Raw genomic sequence first — 17077 nt, forward strand, 5'->3', positions numbered from 1 at the left:
AAGCACATCGAGCACGCCTCCGAGGTCGTCGAGGTGGGCCAGGAGGTCACCGTCGAGATCCTCGAGGTGGACCTGGACCGCGAGCGCGTCTCCCTGTCGCTGAAGGCGACCCAGGAGGACCCGTGGCAGGTCTTCGCCCGCACCCACGCGATCGGCCAGATCGCACCGGGCAAGGTCACCAAGCTCGTCCCGTTCGGCGCCTTCGTGCGCGTCGCGGACGGCATCGAGGGCCTCGTGCACATCTCCGAGCTCTCCAGCAAGCACGTCGAGCTGGCCGAGCAGGTCGTGTCGGTGGGCGAAGAGGTCTTCGTCAAGGTCATCGACATCGACCTCGAGCGTCGCCGCATCTCGCTGTCGCTGAAGCAGGCCAACGAGTCCGTCGACCCGCACGGCACCGAGTTCGACCCGGCGCTGTACGGCATGCTCGCCGAGTACGACGAGAACGGCGAGTACAAGTACCCGGAGGGCTTCGACGCCGAGACCGGTGCCTGGAAGGACGGCTTCGACGCTCAGCGCGAGGCCTGGGAGCAGGAGTACGCGGCTGCCCAGGCTCGCTGGGAGGCGCACAAGGCTCAGGTCCTCAAGGCCGCCGAGGCCGAGGCCGCCGCAGGCGACGACTTCGGTGCGGCTCAGTCGTTCTCGAGCGACTCCGCCGGTGCCGGCACCCTCGCCGACGACGAGGCTCTCGCGGCTCTGCGCGAGAAGCTCTCGGGTGGCAACGCGTAAGCATCGCTCCAACGGCCATCTCGGCCAACGGCAACGGGCCGTCACCTCGCCTTCGGGCGGGTGGCGGCCCGTTCCGCGTCCGCGGCGCGCGTTCGAGGGCATGACAGGATAAGAGGATGCCTCTCATCGCGCTCACCGGCGGCATCGCATCGGGGAAGTCGACCATCGCCGCCCGGCTCGCCGAGCACGGCGCTGTGATCGTGGATGCCGATCGGATCGTCCGCGATGTGCAGGCGCCGGGATCGCCTGTGCTGGACGAGCTGGCGGCGGCATTCGGCGATGATGTGTTCGCCGAGGACGGTTCTCTGGATCGTGCCGCGCTGGGCGCGAAGGTCTTCGGCGACCGGGGGCAGCTCGACCGGCTGAACGCCATCGTGCATCCCGCCGTGCGAGACGAGTCGGCGCGACGGTTCGCAGCCGCCTTCGCGGCGGATCCCGACGCGGTGGTCGTCTACGACGTGCCGCTCCTGATCGAGGCCCGTGCGGATGACCCCTGGGACCTGATCGTGGTGGCGGACGCTCCGGCGGACCTGCGCGCACGCAGGCTGGTCGAGCTGCGGGGCCTGACCGAGGACGAGGCGCGGGCGCGTCTGGCATCCCAGGTCTCGGATGCCGACAGACGAGCCCTCGCCGACGTCGTGATCGACACCTCGGTCTCGCTCGAGCGCACCCGCACGCAGACCGACGCGCTGTGGGAGCGGGTCCGGCCACGGTGACGTTCACGGGCCACGCCCCGGGGACGCGCGAGTACCGGCGGCTGATCGCCGGCCTGTTCTTCGCCGGCGTCGCGACGTTCGCGCAGCTGTACGCGCCGCAGGCCGTGCTCCCGCAGCTCTCGAGCGCCCTCGGCATCACGCCGGCGACCGCTGCGGTGACGGTGTCGGCCGGCACACTGGGCATCGCCGTCGCGGTGATCCCGTGGTCGCTCGTCGCAGATCGCATGGGGAGGGTTCCGGCGATGACCGTCGGTGTCGTCATCGCCACGGCGGTGGGCCTGATCGCACCTCTCAGCGGTGATGTCGCGGTGCTGCTCGGGCTGCGCCTGCTCGAGGGGATCGCACTCGGCGCCGTGCCGGCGGTGGCGCTGGCGTACCTCAGCGAGGAGGTCGACGCACGACACGTCGCGACCGCGGCCGGCAGCTACATCGCGGGCACGACCGTCGGCGGGCTCGCCGGGCGCATCGTCTCCGGGCTGGTCGGGGAGTCGCTCGACTGGCGGGGAGGTGTGTGGGCCGCGGTGGGGATGTGCGCGGCATCCGCCGTCCTGTTCGTATGGCTGACGCCGCGCGCCCGGGGCTTCACCCCAGGACGCGGTCATGGCGGCCGCGGACCGGCAGGGGAGCGGCTGCGGACGGCGCTGACCTCGCCGAGGCTGTGGGCGCTGTACGCCCAGGGGTTCCTGCTGATGGGCGCGTTCGTCGCGGTGTACAACTCCCTCGGCTTCCACCTGTCCGCCCCGCCGTTCGCCCTGCCGGCGTGGCTGGTGACGCTGCTGTTCCTCGCGTACCTGGCGGGCACGGCCTCCTCGCCCTGGGCCGGGCTGCTGGCATCCCGCAGCGGCAGGCTCCCGGTGCTGCTCTGCTCCATCGGGGTGATGGCGATCGGCGCGGCGCTCATGGCGCTGCCGTCGACGGTGGCGGTGCTCGCCGGGCTGCTCCTGTTCACGGCGGGCTTCTTCGGCGCGCACACCGTCGCATCGGGCTGGACCCCGGTCGCGGCCGGACCGGATGCCAGGGCGCAGGCCTCCTCGCTCTACTACTTCGCGTACTACGCCGGCTCGAGCCTGTTCGGCTGGGGGCTGGGCCTGCTCTTCGGCGGTGCGGGCTGGGAGGCGCTGATCATCGCGGTGCTGACGATGTGCGCTCTGGCAGGCGTGGCAGCGGCGCTCGTCCTGCGACGTTGACGCGGCTCAGCCGACGACGGCGGCGGCGCGCTTGCGGGCGCGTCGCCGCTTCGTCATCACCACGGCCGTGATGATCAGGCCGATCAGCAGTACGAGCGCGAGGACGGGCACCACGATCGCGGCCAGCGCCAGCAGGAACGACGCCCCGTCCTCCGCGGTGCTGAGGGCGGGCGCGGCGAGGCCACCGGTCACCGAGTTCGCGGCGACGCGTCCGACCGCCTTGACGACATGCACGGCCAGGGCGATGCCGACTCCGACCACGATCGGCACCCAGGCGTTGTCCGTGAAGAACGCGGAGGGGTCCTCGACCGCGACCGTCTGAGCACCGGCCCCCGCTCCGAAGGCGATGCCGCCGGATGCCGGTCGCAGCACGCTCTGCACGATGTCATTGAGCGAGTCCAGCGCGGGGATCTTGTCGGCGACGATCTCCAGCACGAGCAGGGCGCCGATCACCCACAGCGCGATGTCGCCGCTGAGCCACGACCAGCCAGCGGGGAGCTGCACGGCGGGGATCAGGCGGTCCGCGAGACCGAGCAGGAACAGCGGCATCCAGGCGTTGAGGCCGGCGGACGCCGCCAGGCTGGATCCGATCAGAAACTCGATCACGGCTCCACTCTAGGTGGCGGCCGGCGTGGGGGAGGAGCGCGACCGGCCCGAGTGTCGGTGGCCCCTCGTAGGCTGGAGAACATGCAACCCACGCGCAGCGTCCGTCCCTTCGAGGTCGTCAGCGAGTACATGCCCGCAGGCGACCAGCCGCAGGCCATCGCCGAGCTCGCGGCGCGCATCAATGCGGGCGAGACCGACATCGTGCTGCTCGGCGCCACGGGCACCGGCAAGTCCGCGACCACGGCGTGGCTCATCGAGCAGGTGCAGCGGCCCACCCTGGTGATGGCGCACAACAAGACGCTGGCCGCGCAGCTGGCCAACGAGTTCCGCGAGCTCATGCCGAACAACGCGGTCGAGTACTTCGTCAGCTACTACGACTACTACCAGCCCGAGGCGTACGTCCCGCAGACGGACACCTTCATCGAGAAGGACTCCTCCGTGAACGCCGAGGTGGAGCGTCTCCGGCACTCCACCACCAACTCACTGCTCAGCCGGCGCGACGTCGTGGTCGTCAGCACCGTCTCCTGCATCTACGGCCTCGGCGCGCCGGAGGAGTACCTCCGCGCCATGGTGGCACTGCAGGTGGGGGAGCGCTACGATCGCGACGCCCTCATCCGCCAGTTCATCGCCATGCAGTACAACCGCAACGACGTGGACTTCTCGCGCGGCAACTTCCGCGTGCGCGGCGACACGATCGAGATCATCCCGGTGTACGAGGAGAGCGCGATCCGGATCGAGCTCTTCGGCGACGAGATCGAGGCGCTGTACTCACTGCATCCGCTCACCGGCGAGGTGATCGAGAAGCTCGATGCGGTGCCGATCTTCCCGGCATCGCACTACGTGGCCGGCACCGACGTCGTGCAGCGCGCGATCGGCACGATCGAAGCCGAGCTCGCCGATCGGCTGGCGGAACTGGAGCGGCAGGGCAAGCTGCTCGAGGCGCAGCGGCTGCGCATGCGCACGACGTTCGACCTCGAGATGCTGCAGCAGCTGGGCTTCTGCTCCGGCATCGAGAACTACTCCCGTCATCTCGATGGGCGTGAGGCGGGCGAGCCGCCGCACACGCTGCTCGACTTCTTCCCCGACGACTTCCTGCTGGTGATCGACGAGTCGCACGTGACGGTGCCGCAGATCGGCGCGATGTACGAGGGCGACGCGTCCCGGAAGCGCACGCTGGTCGAGCACGGGTTCCGGCTGCCCAGCGCGATGGACAACCGGCCGTTGCGCTGGGACGAGTTCAAGAACCGCATCGGCCAGACCGTGTACCTCTCCGCGACGCCGGGCAAGTACGAGATGGGTATCGCCGACGGCGTCGTGGAGCAGATCATCCGCCCGACCGGTCTGATCGACCCGGAGATCATCGTCAAGCCCTCGAAGGGGCAGATCGACGACCTGCTCGAGGAGATCCGCGTCCGGGTCGAGCGGGATGAGCGCGTCTTGGTGACCACGCTCACCAAGAAGATGGCCGAGGAGCTGACGGACTTCCTCGGCGAGCACGGCGTGCGCGTCCGATACCTGCACTCCGACGTGGACACGCTGCGTCGCGTCGAGCTGCTCACCGAGCTGCGCGCCGGCGTGTACGACGTGCTCGTCGGCATCAATCTGCTCCGTGAGGGTCTCGACCTTCCCGAGGTGTCGCTGGTCGCGATCCTGGATGCCGACAAGGAGGGCTTCCTGCGCTCGGGCACCTCGCTGATCCAGACCATCGGCCGCGCGGCGCGAAACGTGTCGGGCCAGGTGCACATGTACGCCGACAACATGACCGACTCGATGGCGAAGGCGATCGAGGAGACCGAGCGGCGGCGCGAGAAGCAGATCGCCTACAACCAGGCCAACGGCATCGACCCGCAGCCCCTGCGCAAGCGCATCGCCGACATCACGGAGGTGCTGGCGCGCGAGGTCGCCGACACAGCCGACATGCGTGCGGGGCGGAACAAATCCGGCAAGGGCAAGTCGCCCACACCGAACCTGCGCCGCACGGGGATCGCCGCCGAGGGAGCGACGCAGCTCGAGGACACGATCACCGACCTGTCGGAGCAGATGCTCGCCGCGGCCGCCGAGCTGAAGTTCGAGCTCGCCGCGCGCCTGCGCGACGAGGTGCAGGACCTGAAGAAGGAGCTGCGGGCCATGGAGAAGGCCGGACACGCCTGACCTCGATGGCGCCGCTCTGAACTCATGGCGCTGCGCGCGCTTCAGGGGCAGTGCGCGCGCTTCAGGGGCAGTGCATGAGCGGCTTGGGTCCCGAGCGGTCGATCTCGTGCAGGTTCATCGGCTTCCCGCACAGCGGGCAGGCGCGTTCCGCGCGCTGTGCGGCGCTCGGCGGCGGCGTGCTCTCATAGGGGCCGACGGCCGCCGGACCCGCCAGACGGATCAGCCGGGAGTTGAACCACGCGTAGAAGCCGCCGGCTTCGCGGATGCGGGTGCGAAGCGGAGGGCGGTCTCGTTCCTCGGTCATGATGATTAGTGTACTAACTATTCGTGCACGAGTAACATCGAGATGTGACCGATGACGACGACCTCCTCCGCCTCGAGAACCAGCTGTGCTTCGCGATGGTCACGGCTGCCCGGAACGTCCTGGCCGTGTACCGGCCGATTCTCGAGCCACTCGGCCTCACGCATCCGCAATACCTCGTGATGCTCGCGCTCTGGGATCAGTCTCCGCGCTCCCTCGGCGACATCGCAGACGCGCTCGCGCTCGAGCCGGCCAGCGCGTCCCCGCTCGTGAAGCGACTCGAGAAGGAAGGGCTGATCGAACGGGTGCGCAGCGATCAGGACGAGCGGCGCCTCGACATCAGCCTGACCGATGCCGGCCGCGCACTGCGCGCGCAGGCGCTCGACGTGCCGCGGCAGGTGATGCAGCGCGTCGGACTCGACCTGGAGACCGTGACCGCCCTCCGCGAGGCTCTCGGCCCGTTCAACAGCTCGTTGCGCGGCTGAGCTCGTCGCGCCGCCGGCGGCCGCGCCCGTCGACTCGCATAGGGTGAAGGTGTGACGGGGACGGTGCAGCACGACGCGCGGGAGCAGACGGAGACCGTCGAGCGCGCGCCCGCTGCGAGGCGGGTCCAGTCCTGGTGGCGGATGCTGCTGATCCTCGCCATGCTCGCGCTCTTCGCCGTCGCCATGCTCGCCTCGTCCATCGCCGGGCATCCCACGATCGACCTCGCACCGGAAGGGGCCCCCGCATCGCCCCTTCCGGACGAGAGGCCGACGCCCACGATCACGCCGGGCGCGGCGCCCGGCCAGGAGGACGGCGGATCGGATGCCGCCCTGGTCGGCATCGGCATCGTCCTCGCGCTGATCGTCTCGGCGCTGGCCGTTCTCCTGCTGCTCTGGATCGTCCGCCGCATCATCGACCTCTGGCGCAGTCGCCGGTTGCGCAGGCAGCCGGGTGCGGCCAAGGACGTCGAGGTCGAGGTGGCCGACGCGCCGGCGGAGGCCGAGCCTGACGCACCCACCGTCCGCCGCGGCATCGCCGCAGCGCGGGAAGCGATCGAGGCGCACCCTGCACCGAGCGACGCCATCATCGCCGCCTGGGTGGGGCTGGAGGAGACGGCAGCGGACTCCGGGGCCGGTCGCGGCGTCAGTGAGACGCCCGCGGAGTTCACCTTGCGGATCCTGCTGCGCGGGCCGGGCATCGAGCATCCGGCGCAGCAGCTCCTCGTCGTCTACGAGGGCGTGCGGTTCGGCGGGCGCCGGGGGAGCGAGCAGGATCGTGCCCTCGCCTCCCGTGCGCTGGCGCTCATCGAGGAGGGCTGGCGATGAGGTGGCTGCATGCGCTGTTGATGGCGGCCGGCGTCGGTTTCCTCGCCGGCATCGGGCTCGCCGTGCTGCGCGTGCAGGTCGAGTTCGTCTGGGGCTGGTCGGTTCTCGTCGCAGCGGTCGTGCTGCTGATCGGGCTGCGGCTGCCCGACGATCCGCGCGTGGACGCACCACGCCTTCCCGATCCGCCCGACTACATCGGTTCCGACGTCTCGCGTCTCGCCTGGGCCATCAACATGCACACCGACACGGCCAACGAGGCCGTCACCCGCCGGCTCCGCGCCACGCTGCGCCGCCGGCTGCAGCAGCACGGTGTGGACGTGGACGACCCGCGACAGGCATCCGCCGTCGACCGGATGCTGGGCGACGGGCTGTGGGCGCGGCTGAACGGACGTCGCACCAGGGTCGTCGATGTCCACGCCGCGCTCGCAGCCGCGGAGCGGCTGGGCACCGATCGCCGTGACGAAGCGGCCCGGCGGGACGCAGCGCAGGACCCGGAAAGACCATCGCAGAGGGAGAGCACATCATGAACTTCGCGGACATCGCCGAACTCGGCCAGCGCATCCGCGCGGCCGTGGCCACCGCGGTCGTCGGCATGGACGACCCGCTTGAGGTCGCTCTGGCCACGTTCCTCGCCGGAGGCCACGTGCTGTTCGAGGATGTGCCCGGCCTCGGCAAGACCCTGGCGGCGCGCAGCCTGGCATCCGCGCTCGGCCTGTCGTTCCGGCGTCTGCAGTGCACGCCGGACATGCTCCCCGGCGATGTGACGGGATCGTACGTGTACGCCCCCGACAGCGGCGAGTTCGTCTTCCGGCCGGGGCCCATCTTCACCGGGCTGCTGCTGGCGGACGAGATCAACCGCACCACCCCGAAGACGCAGTCCGCCATGCTCGAGGCGATGGCCGAGAGGCAGGTGACCGTCGAGGGCAACAGCTTCCCTCTTGAGCCGCCCTTCCACGTCATCGCCACGGCCAACCCGATCGAGTACGAGGGCACGTACTCCCTGCCCGAGGCGCAGCTGGACCGCTTCATGGTGCGTCTCTCCGTGGGATACCTCGACCAGCAGGGCGAGACCGAGATCCTGCTCGGACGGCTGCGGCGGCAGCAGGAGGCGACGCACGTGGAGCCGGTCCTGGGCCCCGGTCAACTGTCGCAGCTGCAGCAGGCCGTCGAGCGGATCCATGTGGACCCCGACGTCGTGGCGTACTGCGTCGCGCTGGCGGCAGCGACACGGCAGGCACAGCACGTCGCGGTCGGCGCATCCCCGCGCGGATCGCAGTCGCTCGTCCTGCTCGGGCGTGCGCTGGCGGCGCTGGACGGACGCGACTACGTGCGCCCCGACGACATCAAGCGCATCGCGGTGCCGGTGCTCGCGCACCGTCTCACCCTCACTCCGCAGGCGTGGGCGCAGGGCGTCGACCCGGCAGAGATCGTCCGCGGACTGGTCTCGTCCGTCGCCGTCCCGCCGAGCATCGCCGCCGTCCGCGGCTGAGTCATGGGCGACGCACCAGCATCCGGGGGAGCGCGGCGCGCCGGCCCGCCGCTCTTCCTCGCCGTCTTCGCCGCGGCCGGTGCGCTGATCGCGGGCGTCGTGTTCTCCCGGCCCGACGTGATCGCGATCGGCATCCCGCTCGCCCTCTGGGCGGCCATCGCGCTCACGGTGACCGGTCGCGGTGGCGTCGATCTCCGGATCGAGCGCGCGCCGGGTGCGGAGGAGGGAGTGTTCGCCGACGACATCGTGGTGGAGTCGGATGCCGAGATGGTGGAGCTGGCGGTGGCGCAGGCCGGCCGCACCCGCCGAAGGCTGTTCGTCCCCGGCCGCACCCGGGTGCGGGCCACCAGCCGGCCGAGGCACTCGGGCCCGCTGACGACGGTTCAGGTAGCCGCGCGCGCTCTCGACGCGGACACCGCTCTGCTGGGGGTTCCGTGCACGCCGATCTCGCTGGTGCGGACCGTTCAGCCGGTGCTGCGACGACTGCCGCTGCTGCCGCTGGCGCCGCGACTGACCGGCCTGCACGGGTCGCATGAGGGAGTGCGTCCCGGTCAGGGCGGAGACTTCCGCGACATCCATCCGTTCGCCCCCGGCGACGAGCTGCGGCGCGTGGACTGGAAGGCGACGGCCCGCGCGGCGCGCCGGCCGGGCGAACTGCTGATCCGGCGCACGAACACGCTCAGCGATGCATCCGCCGTGATCGTCATGGACACCGCCGACGACCTCGGCGAGGTGGTGGCGACGTGGGGGACCCTCGACCTCGCGCGCAGTGGAGTCACGTCACTCGATCATGCGCGGAGCGCGGCGCGCTCGATCGCCGCGGCGACCGTCGAACAGGGCGATCGGGTCGCGTTCCACACGCTCGCTCACGGCGGACGCTCCGTCCGGTCCGGTGGCGGGCGCCGGCACCTCGCGCGCATCGTCGCGGAGATCTCCTCGACCGGCCGCGGTGGTGACGACGCGAGGTTCCGCAGGATGCCCCCGGTGCCGCACGGATCGATCATCTACGTACTCTCCACCTTCTTCGACGGCGCCGCCGCCGAGATCGCCACGCGCTGGCGCGCGGCGGGGCACCGGGTCGTGGCCGTCGACATCCTGCCCGAGCTGGACGAGCACCGCCTCAGCACCGAGCGGTCGCTCGCGCTGCGCGTGCTGCTCGCCGAGCGCGAGGACATGATGCACCAGCTGCGGGAGGCGGGAGTCGAGACCATGCGGTGGGCCGATGATCCCGGACCGCAGCTGACCGCTCTGACGAGGAGCGGTCGCTTCCTCGCGGCTGGGAGGCCCCGATGAGACGCGACGACGAACTCGCCATCGGAGTCTCCGTGCCCGGGTGGTCCTTACCGATCCTGTCCACCGCGGTGGCGGTCACCGCGGGGTCGATGATCCACGCCGCGGTGGGCTGGATCATCGTGATGGGCGTGCTCTGCCTGCTCAGCGGGGTGGCGCGCGTGCTCGGCGGGCCCTGGGTCTCCGCGGTGATCCTGGTGATCGTGCTGGTCGCGTCGGATGCCGCGCCAGGGCGCACGGCGGTCGTGATCGCGGCCGTGCACCTGCTGCACGTGCTGGGGTCACTGGCGATGGCCGTACCGCTGGGCGCGCGTGTGGCGGTGTCCGCCCTGCGGCCCACGGCGGTCCGCTTCGCGATCATGCAGGCGGCCGGACAGGCGGCCGGGTTCCTGGCGTACCTGCTCCCGGAAGGTCGCGTGCTGCCGGCCGCCGTCGTGCTCGGGGCGCTGGCCGTGCTGGGGTTCGTGCTCGGGGCGCTGCGGATGCTGCGCGCACAGCGCGCGCACGGCTATGCGGCGTCCGGTTCCTGAGCGAGCGCAGAGAGACGAAGCGCGGAGCCCAGTGCGATGCGCTGAGCGCCCTTCGTCTCGTCGCTTCGCTCCTCGCTCAGGAACCGCTGCGCGAGCCCAGTGTCGGTGGCCTCTCCTAGACTTGACGGGTGCCCATTGTTCCCGTCGCCTCCTCCGGAAAACTCAGTGTTCGCGGTGCCCGCGTGCACAATCTCAAGAACGTCGACATCGACATCCCGCGCGACTCGCTCGTCGTGTTCACGGGGCTGTCGGGGTCCGGCAAGTCGAGCCTGGCCTTCGACACGATCTTCGCCGAGGGGCAGCGCCGCTACGTCGAATCGCTGAGCGCGTACGCGCGCCAGTTCCTGGGCCAGGTGGACAGGCCCGACGTCGACTTCATCGAGGGCCTCAGCCCCGCGGTCTCGATCGACCAGAAGTCGACCAACCGCAACCCGCGCTCCACGGTCGGCACGATCACCGAGATCCACGACTACATGCGACTGCTGTGGGCCCGCATCGGCATCCCGCACTGCCCCGAGTGCGGTGAGCGCATCCAGCGGCAGACCGTGCAGCAGATCGCCGATCAGCTCATGGAGCTCCCCGAGCGCACCCGGTACCAGATCGTCGCGCCGGTCGTCACGCAGAAGAAGGGCGAGTTCGTCGACCTCTTCAAGGAGCTCGGTGCCAAGGGCTACTCCCGCGCGATCGTCGACGGCGACCTGATCCAGCTCGCCGAGCCGCCCGCGCTGAAGAAGAGCTACAAGCACGACATCGCCGTCGTCGTCGACCGCCTGGTCGCATCCGCCGACATCCTCGGACGCGTCACCGACTCCGTCGAGACCGCGCTGGGACTGGCCGGCGGGATCATGCAGGTCAACTTCGTCGACGAGGAGGGCGACGACGCCTGGCAGTCGTTCTCCGAGAAGCTCGCCTGCCCGAACGGGCATCCGATCACCCTCACCGAGATCGAGCCGCGCACGTTCTCGTTCAACGCGCCGTTCGGCGCCTGCCCGGCGTGCTCCGGCCTCGGAACCCGGATGTCCGTCGACGTCGACCTCATGCTCGGCGACGAGGAGCTGTCGATCCGCGAGGGCGTCATCCTGCCCTGGACCACGCAGGGCAAGGGGCTGTTCCAGTACTACGAGCGCCTGCTCGAAGGTCTCGCGCGCGACCTGGACTTCTCGCTGGACACCCCCTGGAACCAGCTGCACTCCGACGTGCGCGAGGCGGTGCTGCGCGGGGACAACTACAAGGTCAGCGTCAAGTGGAAGAACCGCTACGGACGCGAGATGCGGTACACCTCCGGCTTCGAGGGCGTCGTCCCCTACATCGAGCGCCAGTACATGCAGGCGGAGTCCGACACGCAGCGCGGACGCTGGGGCGAGTACCTGCGCGAGGTGCCGTGCCCGGTCTGCGACGGGGCACGTCTCAAGCCCGAGGTGCTCGCGGTCAAGGTGCACGGCCACTCGATCGCCGAGGTCTCGAGCCTGAGCCTGGCCGACGCCAGCCGCTTCATGCACACCCTCGAGCTCACCGAGCGCGAGGCCAAGATCGCAGCCCAGGTGCTGCGCGAGATCCGGCTGCGGCTGGAGTTCCTGCTGCAGGTGGGCCTGTCGTACCTGAACCTCGGGCGCTCCGCCGGGTCGCTCTCGGGCGGTGAGGCGCAGCGCATCCGCCTCGCGACGCAGATCGGCTCCGGCCTGACCGGCGTGCTCTACGTGCTCGACGAGCCGTCGATCGGCCTGCATCAGCGCGATAACCGCCGGCTGATCGAGACCCTCGTCCGCCTCCGCGACCTCGGCAACACGCTGATCGTCGTCGAGCACGACGAGGAGACGATCGAGGCCGCCGACTGGGTGGTCGACATCGGACCGGGCGCCGGCGTCAACGGGGGAGCGGTCGTGCACTCCGGCCCCTACTCGGCGCTGCTCGCCGAGACCGAGTCGATGACCGGCGACTACCTCGCCGGCCGCCGCGAGATCGCCACGCCGAAGAAGCGCCGCAAGATCGACCGCAAGCGGATGCTGTCCGTCGTGGGCGCGCGCGCCAACAACCTGAAGAACGTGACCGCCGAGTTCCCGCTCGGTGTGCTCACCGCCGTCACGGGGGTCAGCGGCTCGGGCAAGTCGTCCCTGGTCAACGACATCCTGTACCAGGTGCTCGCCGGGCGTCTCAACGGCGCCCGCACCGTGCCAGGCAAGCACACCCGCGTCACCGGACTCGACAACCTCGACAAGGTCGTGCACGTCGACCAGGCGCCGATCGGCCGCACGCCGCGGTCGAACCCGGCCACGTACACGGGCGTCTTCGACCGCATCCGCACGCTGTTCAGCGAGACTCCGGAGGCGAAGGTGCGCGGCTACCAGCCGGGCCGGTTCAGCTTCAACGTCAAGGGCGGGCGCTGCGACGCCTGCTCGGGCGACGGCACGATCAAGATCGAGATGAACTTCCTCCCCGACGTGTACGTGGACTGCGAGGTCTGCCACGGCAAGCGGTACAACCGCGACACCCTGGCCGTGCACTACAAGGGCAAGAACATCGCCGAGGTGCTCGAGATGCCCATCGCCGAGGCCGCGGAGTTCTTCGAGCCGATCCAGGCGATCCACCGCTACATGAAGACTCTGGTCGACGTCGGCCTGGGATACGTGCGGCTCGGTCAGGCGGCCACGACGCTGTCCGGTGGCGAGGCGCAGCGCGTCAAGCTCGCCACGGAACTGCAGCGGCGCAGCAACGGCCGGAGCATCTACGTGCTCGACGAGCCGACCACCGGTCTGCACTTCGAAGACGTCCGCAAGCTCCTCGAGGTGCTGAACGGCCTCGTCGACAAGGGCAACACGGTGATCGTGATCGAGCACAACCTCGATGTGATCAAGTCGTCCGACTGGGTGATCGACCTCGGCCCCGAGGGCGGCTCCGGCGGCGGCGAGATCCTCGCCACCGGCACGCCCGAGCAGATCGCGGACGTGGAGGAGAGCCACACCGGGCGCTTCCTCGCCGAGATCCTGGGCGAGGGCCGGGCCGCGCGCAAGGCGGGCTGATGGCCGACGTCCTGCCGTACAAGCCGCGGACGGGGGAGATCCCCACGGATCCCGGCGTGTACCGCTTCCGGGATGCCGACGGGCGGGTGCTGTACGTCGGCAAGGCGAAGAACCTTCGGCAGCGGCTGTCGAACTACTTCGCCCCGCTGCGCACCCTGCACGAGCGCACCCGGCGGATGGTCACGACCGCGGCTTCCGTGGAGTGGACCGTCGTCGCCACCGACGTGGATTCCCTGCAGCTGGAGTACATGTGGATCAAGGAGTTCGATCCGCCGTTCAACGTGCGCTACAAGGACGACAAGTCGTACCCGTTCATGGCGATCACGCTCGCGGACGAGGCGCCGCGGGTGATCGTCACGAGGAATCGGAAGATCCCCGGCGCGCGCTACTTCGGGCCCTACCCGAAGGTGTGGGCCGTGCACGACACGATCGACCTGATGATCAAGGCCTTCCCGATCCGCACCTGCAGCGACGCCAGCTACAAGCGTGCGATGCAGACGGGGCGTCCGTGCTTCCCCGGCCAGATCGGCAAGTGCGGCGGGCCCTGCTCGATGACCTGCACGATCGAGGAGCACCGGGCGATGGTCGACGACTTCGTCGCCTTCATGGCCGGCGGCGACGAGCGGTTCACGAAGGACCTCACGAGGCGGATGCTCGCCGCGTCGGCCGCGATGGACTACGAGGCAGCCGCGAAGTACCGCGACAAGCTCGCGTCGATCGAGGCCGTGCTCGGCAAGAGCGCGCTCGTGCTCCCCGCCGACGAGGACGCCGATCTGTTCGGGCTGGCGGAGGACGAGCTGTCGGCGGCCGTGCACCACTTCGTGATCCGCGGGGGTCGTGTGCGCGGTGTGCGCTCGCTCGCCATCGATAAGGAGATCGACATATCCGGCGCCGAACTCGTCGACCAGGTGCTGCAGCGCGTGTACGGCGATGCCGTCGACATCCCGCGCCGCGTGCTGGTCCCCGCACTCCCGGACGACGCGGCCGATCTCGAGCAGTGGCTGCGCGAGCGCCGCGGCAAGCGCGTGGAGATCGCGGTCGCGCACAGAGGCCAGCGCGCCGAGCTCATGCGCACCGCCACGCTGAACGCGCAGCAGGCGCTGCTGCGCCACAAGACCCGGCGCACCAGCGACTACGTCGCGCGCACGCAGGCCCTCACCGATCTGCAGGAGGCGCTCGGCATGAGCGAGGCACCGCTGCGGATCGAGTGCTACGACATCTCGCACCTGAGCGGCACGAACGTCGTCGCCTCGATGGTCGTGTTCGAGGACGGGCTGCCCCGCAAGGACCAGTACCGCTCGTTCAACATCGCCGAGACCACGGACGACACCGACTCGATGTACCAGGTGCTGATGAGGAGACTCGCGCGGGTCGACGAGCCGGTGCCGACGGATGCCGCGGAGGCGCTGACCGACGGCTCGGACGCCGGCGACCCGGACGCCGAGGTGGTGGAGGCGCCCAAGCGCCGGCGCTTCGCCTACAAGCCGCAGCTGCTCCTGGTCGACGGCGGGCAGCCGCAGGTGAACGCCGCCGCACGCGCGCTGCGCGACAGCGGAAGAACCGACATCGCGCTGGCCGGCATCGCGAAGCGCCTCGAGGAGCTGTGGCTCCCGGACGACGACTTCCCGGTGATCCTGCCCCGCACCAGTGAGGCCCTCTACCTCGTGCAGCGCCTGCGCGACGAGGCCCACCGCTTCGCGATCACGCATCAGCGGCGCCGGCGGCGGCGCGACATCACCACGATCCTCAGTGAGATCCCCGGACTCGGCGAGTCGCGCATCAAGGCGCTGCTCAAGCACTTCGGTTCGGTCACGGCCCTGCGCGCGGCGACGCCGGAGCAGATCCGCGAGGTGAACGGCATCGGCCCCGCCCTCGCCGACGGCATCCACGAGCATCTCTCCGGTCGTCCGGCCGCCCCGAGTCGATAGGCTGGGTCGCAGGGGAAGGGAGACGACGATGACGGCCGCAGATGAGGGCGAGTTCCTGATCGTCACGGGCATGTCGGGCGCAGGGCGCTCGACGGCCGCGAACGCGCTCGAGGACCTCGGCTGGTACGTCGTCGACAACCTGCCGCCGCAGATCCTCCGGCCGCTGCTGGAGCTCACCGACATGGGCGGTGCCAACCTGCCCAAGATCGCCGCGGTGGTGGACGTGCGCGGACGCAACCTGTTCGACGACTTCCCCGGAGTGGCCAGGGCGCTGCGCGATCGCGGCGGTGTCAAGGTGCTCTTCCTGGACGCCTCCGACGACGTGCTGGTGCGCCGGTTCGAGTCGGTCCGGCGGCCGCATCCGCTGCAGGACGACGGGACGCTGCTGGACGGCATCCGCACCGAGCGCAGCCGCCTGACACCGATCCGCGAGGCCGCCGACGTGCTCATCGACACGTCGAGCCTGAACATCCACCAGCTGGCCACGCAGGTCTCCGAGATGTTCTCCGAGGAGGGCGCCGCCCGTCACCGGCTGACCTTCCTGAGCTTCGGCTTCAAGTACGGCGTCCCGACGGATGTCGACCTCGTCGCGGACATGCGCTTCCTGCCGAACCCGTTCTGGAACGAGGAGCTGCGCGACCACACCGGTCAGGACGCCGAGGTGCGCGACTACGTGCTGTCCCGGCCCGGCGCCGAGGAGTTCCTGGACGCCTACGTGCAGGCGCTGCGCCCGGTGCTGGAGGGCTACCAGCGCGAGAACAAGAGCCACTCCACTGTGGCCATCGGATGCACGGGCGGCAAGCACCGCTCCGTCGCCATGGCGGAGGAGCTGGCCCGTCGTATCGCGGATGCGCCCGGGGTGGCCGTCAACCTGCGGCACAGGGATCTCGGGCGCGAATGATGCGCTCCGAGTCGGTGGGGGCGCCTGCGGCCTTGTAGGCTAGTCCCTTGCGTCGCGATCCGACGCCAGGATCGTGAAGGAGTCCCGTGGCACTAACCACCGACGTCAAGGCCGAGCTCGTCAGCATCCGCAATGCGCCCCCTACGGTGCGCGTCGCAGAGGTGACGACGATCCTTCGGTTCGCCGGTGGACTGCACTCGATCGCCGGCCGGGTTGCCGTCGAGGCCGAGGTCGACGCCGAGCTGCTGGCGCGCCGCGTGAGCCGCGACCTCGCCGAGATCTACGGTGTCCGCCCAGAGATCGCCCAGGTGAAGGCCAGCACCGCGCAGAACGGCGGCGACGGCGCTCGCTGGGCCGTGCGCGTGATCGGCCCGGGGGAGACCCTCGCCCGTCAGACCGGTCTGCTGGATGCCCGTCGTCGCCCCGTGCGCGGTCTTCCGAACCGTCTGACCACCGGATCCCCTGAGGAGCTCGCCGGCATCTGGCGCGGCGCCTTCCTCGCGGCCGGATCCCTCAGCGAGCCGGGCCGCTCCGCGATGCTCGAGGTCGCCTGCCCGACCGGCGAGGCCGCGATGGCACTGGTCGGCGCCGCGCACCGTCTCGGCGTCACGGCGAAGGCGCGCGAGGTGCGCGGTCTGCCGCGTGTGGTCGTCCGCGAGGGCGAGGCCATCCGCGCGATCCTCACCGCGATGGGTGCACGTCGCACCGCCGCGGCCTGGGAGGAGATGCGTCAGCGCCGTGAGGTGCGCGCAGGCGTGAACCGTCTCGTGAACTTCGACGACGCCAACCTGCGCCGTTCCGCGCAGGCGGCGGTCGCGGCGTGCGCGCGCGTCGAGCGCGCGCTCGAGATCCTCGGCGACGACGTCCCCGACCACCTGCGCACCGCCGGCAACCTGCGGCTCGCGCATCGCGACGCCAGCCTCGA

The 17077-nt window shown here is 70.4% G+C and carries 15 protein-coding genes and 1 pseudogene; 14 read left to right on the top strand and 2 right to left on the bottom strand.

The features are described from left to right. The 3 genes from BGN97_RS03265 to BGN97_RS03275 form a co-directional block, all read left to right on the top strand. A partial coding sequence (locus tag BGN97_RS03265; protein WP_292698009.1) for a S1 RNA-binding domain-containing protein occupies positions 1-726 on the top strand: 726 nt, incomplete at its 5' end. 116 nt (positions 727-842) lie between these two features. Further along, the gene (gene coaE, locus BGN97_RS03270; RefSeq protein ID WP_281860954.1) at positions 843-1442 is read left to right on the top strand and encodes a dephospho-CoA kinase; all 600 of its coding nucleotides are present in this window, start codon (positions 843-845) and stop codon (positions 1440-1442) included. After that, positions 1439-2629 (top strand): MFS transporter, encoded by a 1191-nt coding sequence (locus BGN97_RS03275; protein ID WP_281860952.1) that lies wholly within the window; start codon positions 1439-1441, stop codon positions 2627-2629. Before coaE ends, BGN97_RS03275 begins: the two co-directional genes overlap by 4 nt. A gap of 6 nt (positions 2630-2635) precedes the next feature. Here the strand turns inward: BGN97_RS03275 and BGN97_RS03280 are convergent, their stop codons facing one another. Continuing rightward, complete coding sequence (locus BGN97_RS03280; RefSeq protein WP_281860950.1) at positions 2636-3235, bottom strand: DUF4126 domain-containing protein; 600 nt, start codon at positions 3233-3235, stop codon at positions 2636-2638. A gap of 81 nt (positions 3236-3316) precedes the next feature. Between BGN97_RS03280 and uvrB the strand changes: the two genes are divergently transcribed. Next, a complete protein-coding gene (gene uvrB, locus BGN97_RS03285) occupies positions 3317-5386 on the top strand; it encodes an excinuclease ABC subunit UvrB (protein ID WP_292698014.1) in 2070 nt (689 codons plus the stop codon). 61 nt (positions 5387-5447) lie between these two features. Here the strand turns inward: uvrB and BGN97_RS03290 are convergent, their stop codons facing one another. Then, positions 5448-5690, bottom strand: a complete 243-nt coding sequence (locus BGN97_RS03290) for a hypothetical protein (RefSeq protein ID WP_285630185.1) — start codon at positions 5688-5690, stop codon at positions 5448-5450. A gap of 44 nt (positions 5691-5734) precedes the next feature. Here BGN97_RS03290 and BGN97_RS03295 point away from each other — a divergent pair, with 44 nt between their 5' ends. From BGN97_RS03295 to whiA, 10 genes and pseudogenes are all read left to right on the top strand, one after another. Next, on the top strand, positions 5735-6172 hold the full coding sequence (locus BGN97_RS03295) for a MarR family transcriptional regulator (protein WP_292698017.1): 438 nt from the start codon (positions 5735-5737) through the stop codon (positions 6170-6172). A gap of 51 nt (positions 6173-6223) precedes the next feature. Next, positions 6224-6997: a DUF4129 domain-containing protein gene (locus BGN97_RS03300; RefSeq protein ID WP_292698018.1), complete on the top strand. Its 774-nt coding sequence runs from the start codon at positions 6224-6226 to the stop codon at positions 6995-6997. Then, on the top strand, positions 6994-7524 hold the full coding sequence (locus tag BGN97_RS03305) for a hypothetical protein (protein WP_292698019.1): 531 nt from the start codon (positions 6994-6996) through the stop codon (positions 7522-7524). The genes BGN97_RS03300 and BGN97_RS03305 overlap by 4 nt, the downstream gene beginning before the upstream one ends. Continuing rightward, positions 7521-8486, top strand: coding sequence for a MoxR family ATPase (locus tag BGN97_RS03310; RefSeq protein WP_292698021.1), 966 nt, complete (start codon positions 7521-7523; stop codon positions 8484-8486). Before BGN97_RS03305 ends, BGN97_RS03310 begins: the two co-directional genes overlap by 4 nt. 3 nt (positions 8487-8489) lie before the next feature. Beyond that, positions 8490-9779, top strand: a complete 1290-nt coding sequence (locus BGN97_RS03315; protein WP_292698023.1) for a DUF58 domain-containing protein — start codon at positions 8490-8492, stop codon at positions 9777-9779. Further along, the gene (locus tag BGN97_RS03320; protein WP_292698025.1) at positions 9776-10306 is read left to right on the top strand and encodes a hypothetical protein; all 531 of its coding nucleotides are present in this window, start codon (positions 9776-9778) and stop codon (positions 10304-10306) included. Before BGN97_RS03315 ends, BGN97_RS03320 begins: the two co-directional genes overlap by 4 nt. Positions 10307-10434: 128 nt before the next feature. Then, the gene (gene uvrA / locus BGN97_RS03325; protein WP_292698027.1) at positions 10435-13323 is read left to right on the top strand and encodes an excinuclease ABC subunit UvrA; all 2889 of its coding nucleotides are present in this window, start codon (positions 10435-10437) and stop codon (positions 13321-13323) included. Next, positions 13323-15251 (top strand): excinuclease ABC subunit UvrC, encoded by a 1929-nt coding sequence (gene uvrC / locus BGN97_RS03330; RefSeq protein WP_292698029.1) that lies wholly within the window; start codon positions 13323-13325, stop codon positions 15249-15251. Before uvrA ends, uvrC begins: the two co-directional genes overlap by 1 nt. Positions 15252-15279: 28 nt before the next feature. After that, positions 15280-16152 (top strand): RNase adapter RapZ, encoded by an 873-nt coding sequence (gene rapZ, locus BGN97_RS03335; protein ID WP_292698031.1) that lies wholly within the window; start codon positions 15280-15282, stop codon positions 16150-16152. 86 nt (positions 16153-16238) lie between these two features. Beyond that, positions 16239-17077 (top strand): annotated as a pseudogene (gene whiA, locus BGN97_RS03340) (DNA-binding protein WhiA); the annotation flags it as partial.

Origin of the sequence: Microbacterium sp. 69-10, from assembly GCF_001897945.1 — a bacterium.
In the GTDB taxonomy this organism is placed as follows: domain Bacteria; phylum Actinomycetota; class Actinomycetes; order Actinomycetales; family Microbacteriaceae; genus Microbacterium.

What these genes read in the sequence shown, in the direction of transcription:
- BGN97_RS03290 (WP_285630185.1), bottom strand. Translation starts at nt 5,690, where the DNA reads ATGACCGAGGAACGAGACCGCCCTCCGCTTCGCACCCGCATCCGCGAA.
- BGN97_RS03305 (WP_292698019.1), top strand. Translation starts at nt 6,994, where the DNA reads ATGAGGTGGCTGCATGCGCTGTTGATGGCGGCCGGCGTCGGTTTCCTC.
- BGN97_RS03310 (WP_292698021.1), top strand. Translation starts at nt 7,521, where the DNA reads ATGAACTTCGCGGACATCGCCGAACTCGGCCAGCGCATCCGCGCGGCC.
- rapZ (WP_292698031.1), top strand. Translation starts at nt 15,280, where the DNA reads ATGACGGCCGCAGATGAGGGCGAGTTCCTGATCGTCACGGGCATGTCG.
- BGN97_RS03320 (WP_292698025.1), top strand. Translation starts at nt 9,776, where the DNA reads ATGAGACGCGACGACGAACTCGCCATCGGAGTCTCCGTGCCCGGGTGG.
- coaE (WP_281860954.1), top strand. Translation starts at nt 843, where the DNA reads ATGCCTCTCATCGCGCTCACCGGCGGCATCGCATCGGGGAAGTCGACC.
- uvrB (WP_292698014.1), top strand. Translation starts at nt 3,317, where the DNA reads ATGCAACCCACGCGCAGCGTCCGTCCCTTCGAGGTCGTCAGCGAGTAC.
- BGN97_RS03315 (WP_292698023.1), top strand. Translation starts at nt 8,490, where the DNA reads ATGGGCGACGCACCAGCATCCGGGGGAGCGCGGCGCGCCGGCCCGCCG.
- uvrC (WP_292698029.1), top strand. Translation starts at nt 13,323, where the DNA reads ATGGCCGACGTCCTGCCGTACAAGCCGCGGACGGGGGAGATCCCCACG.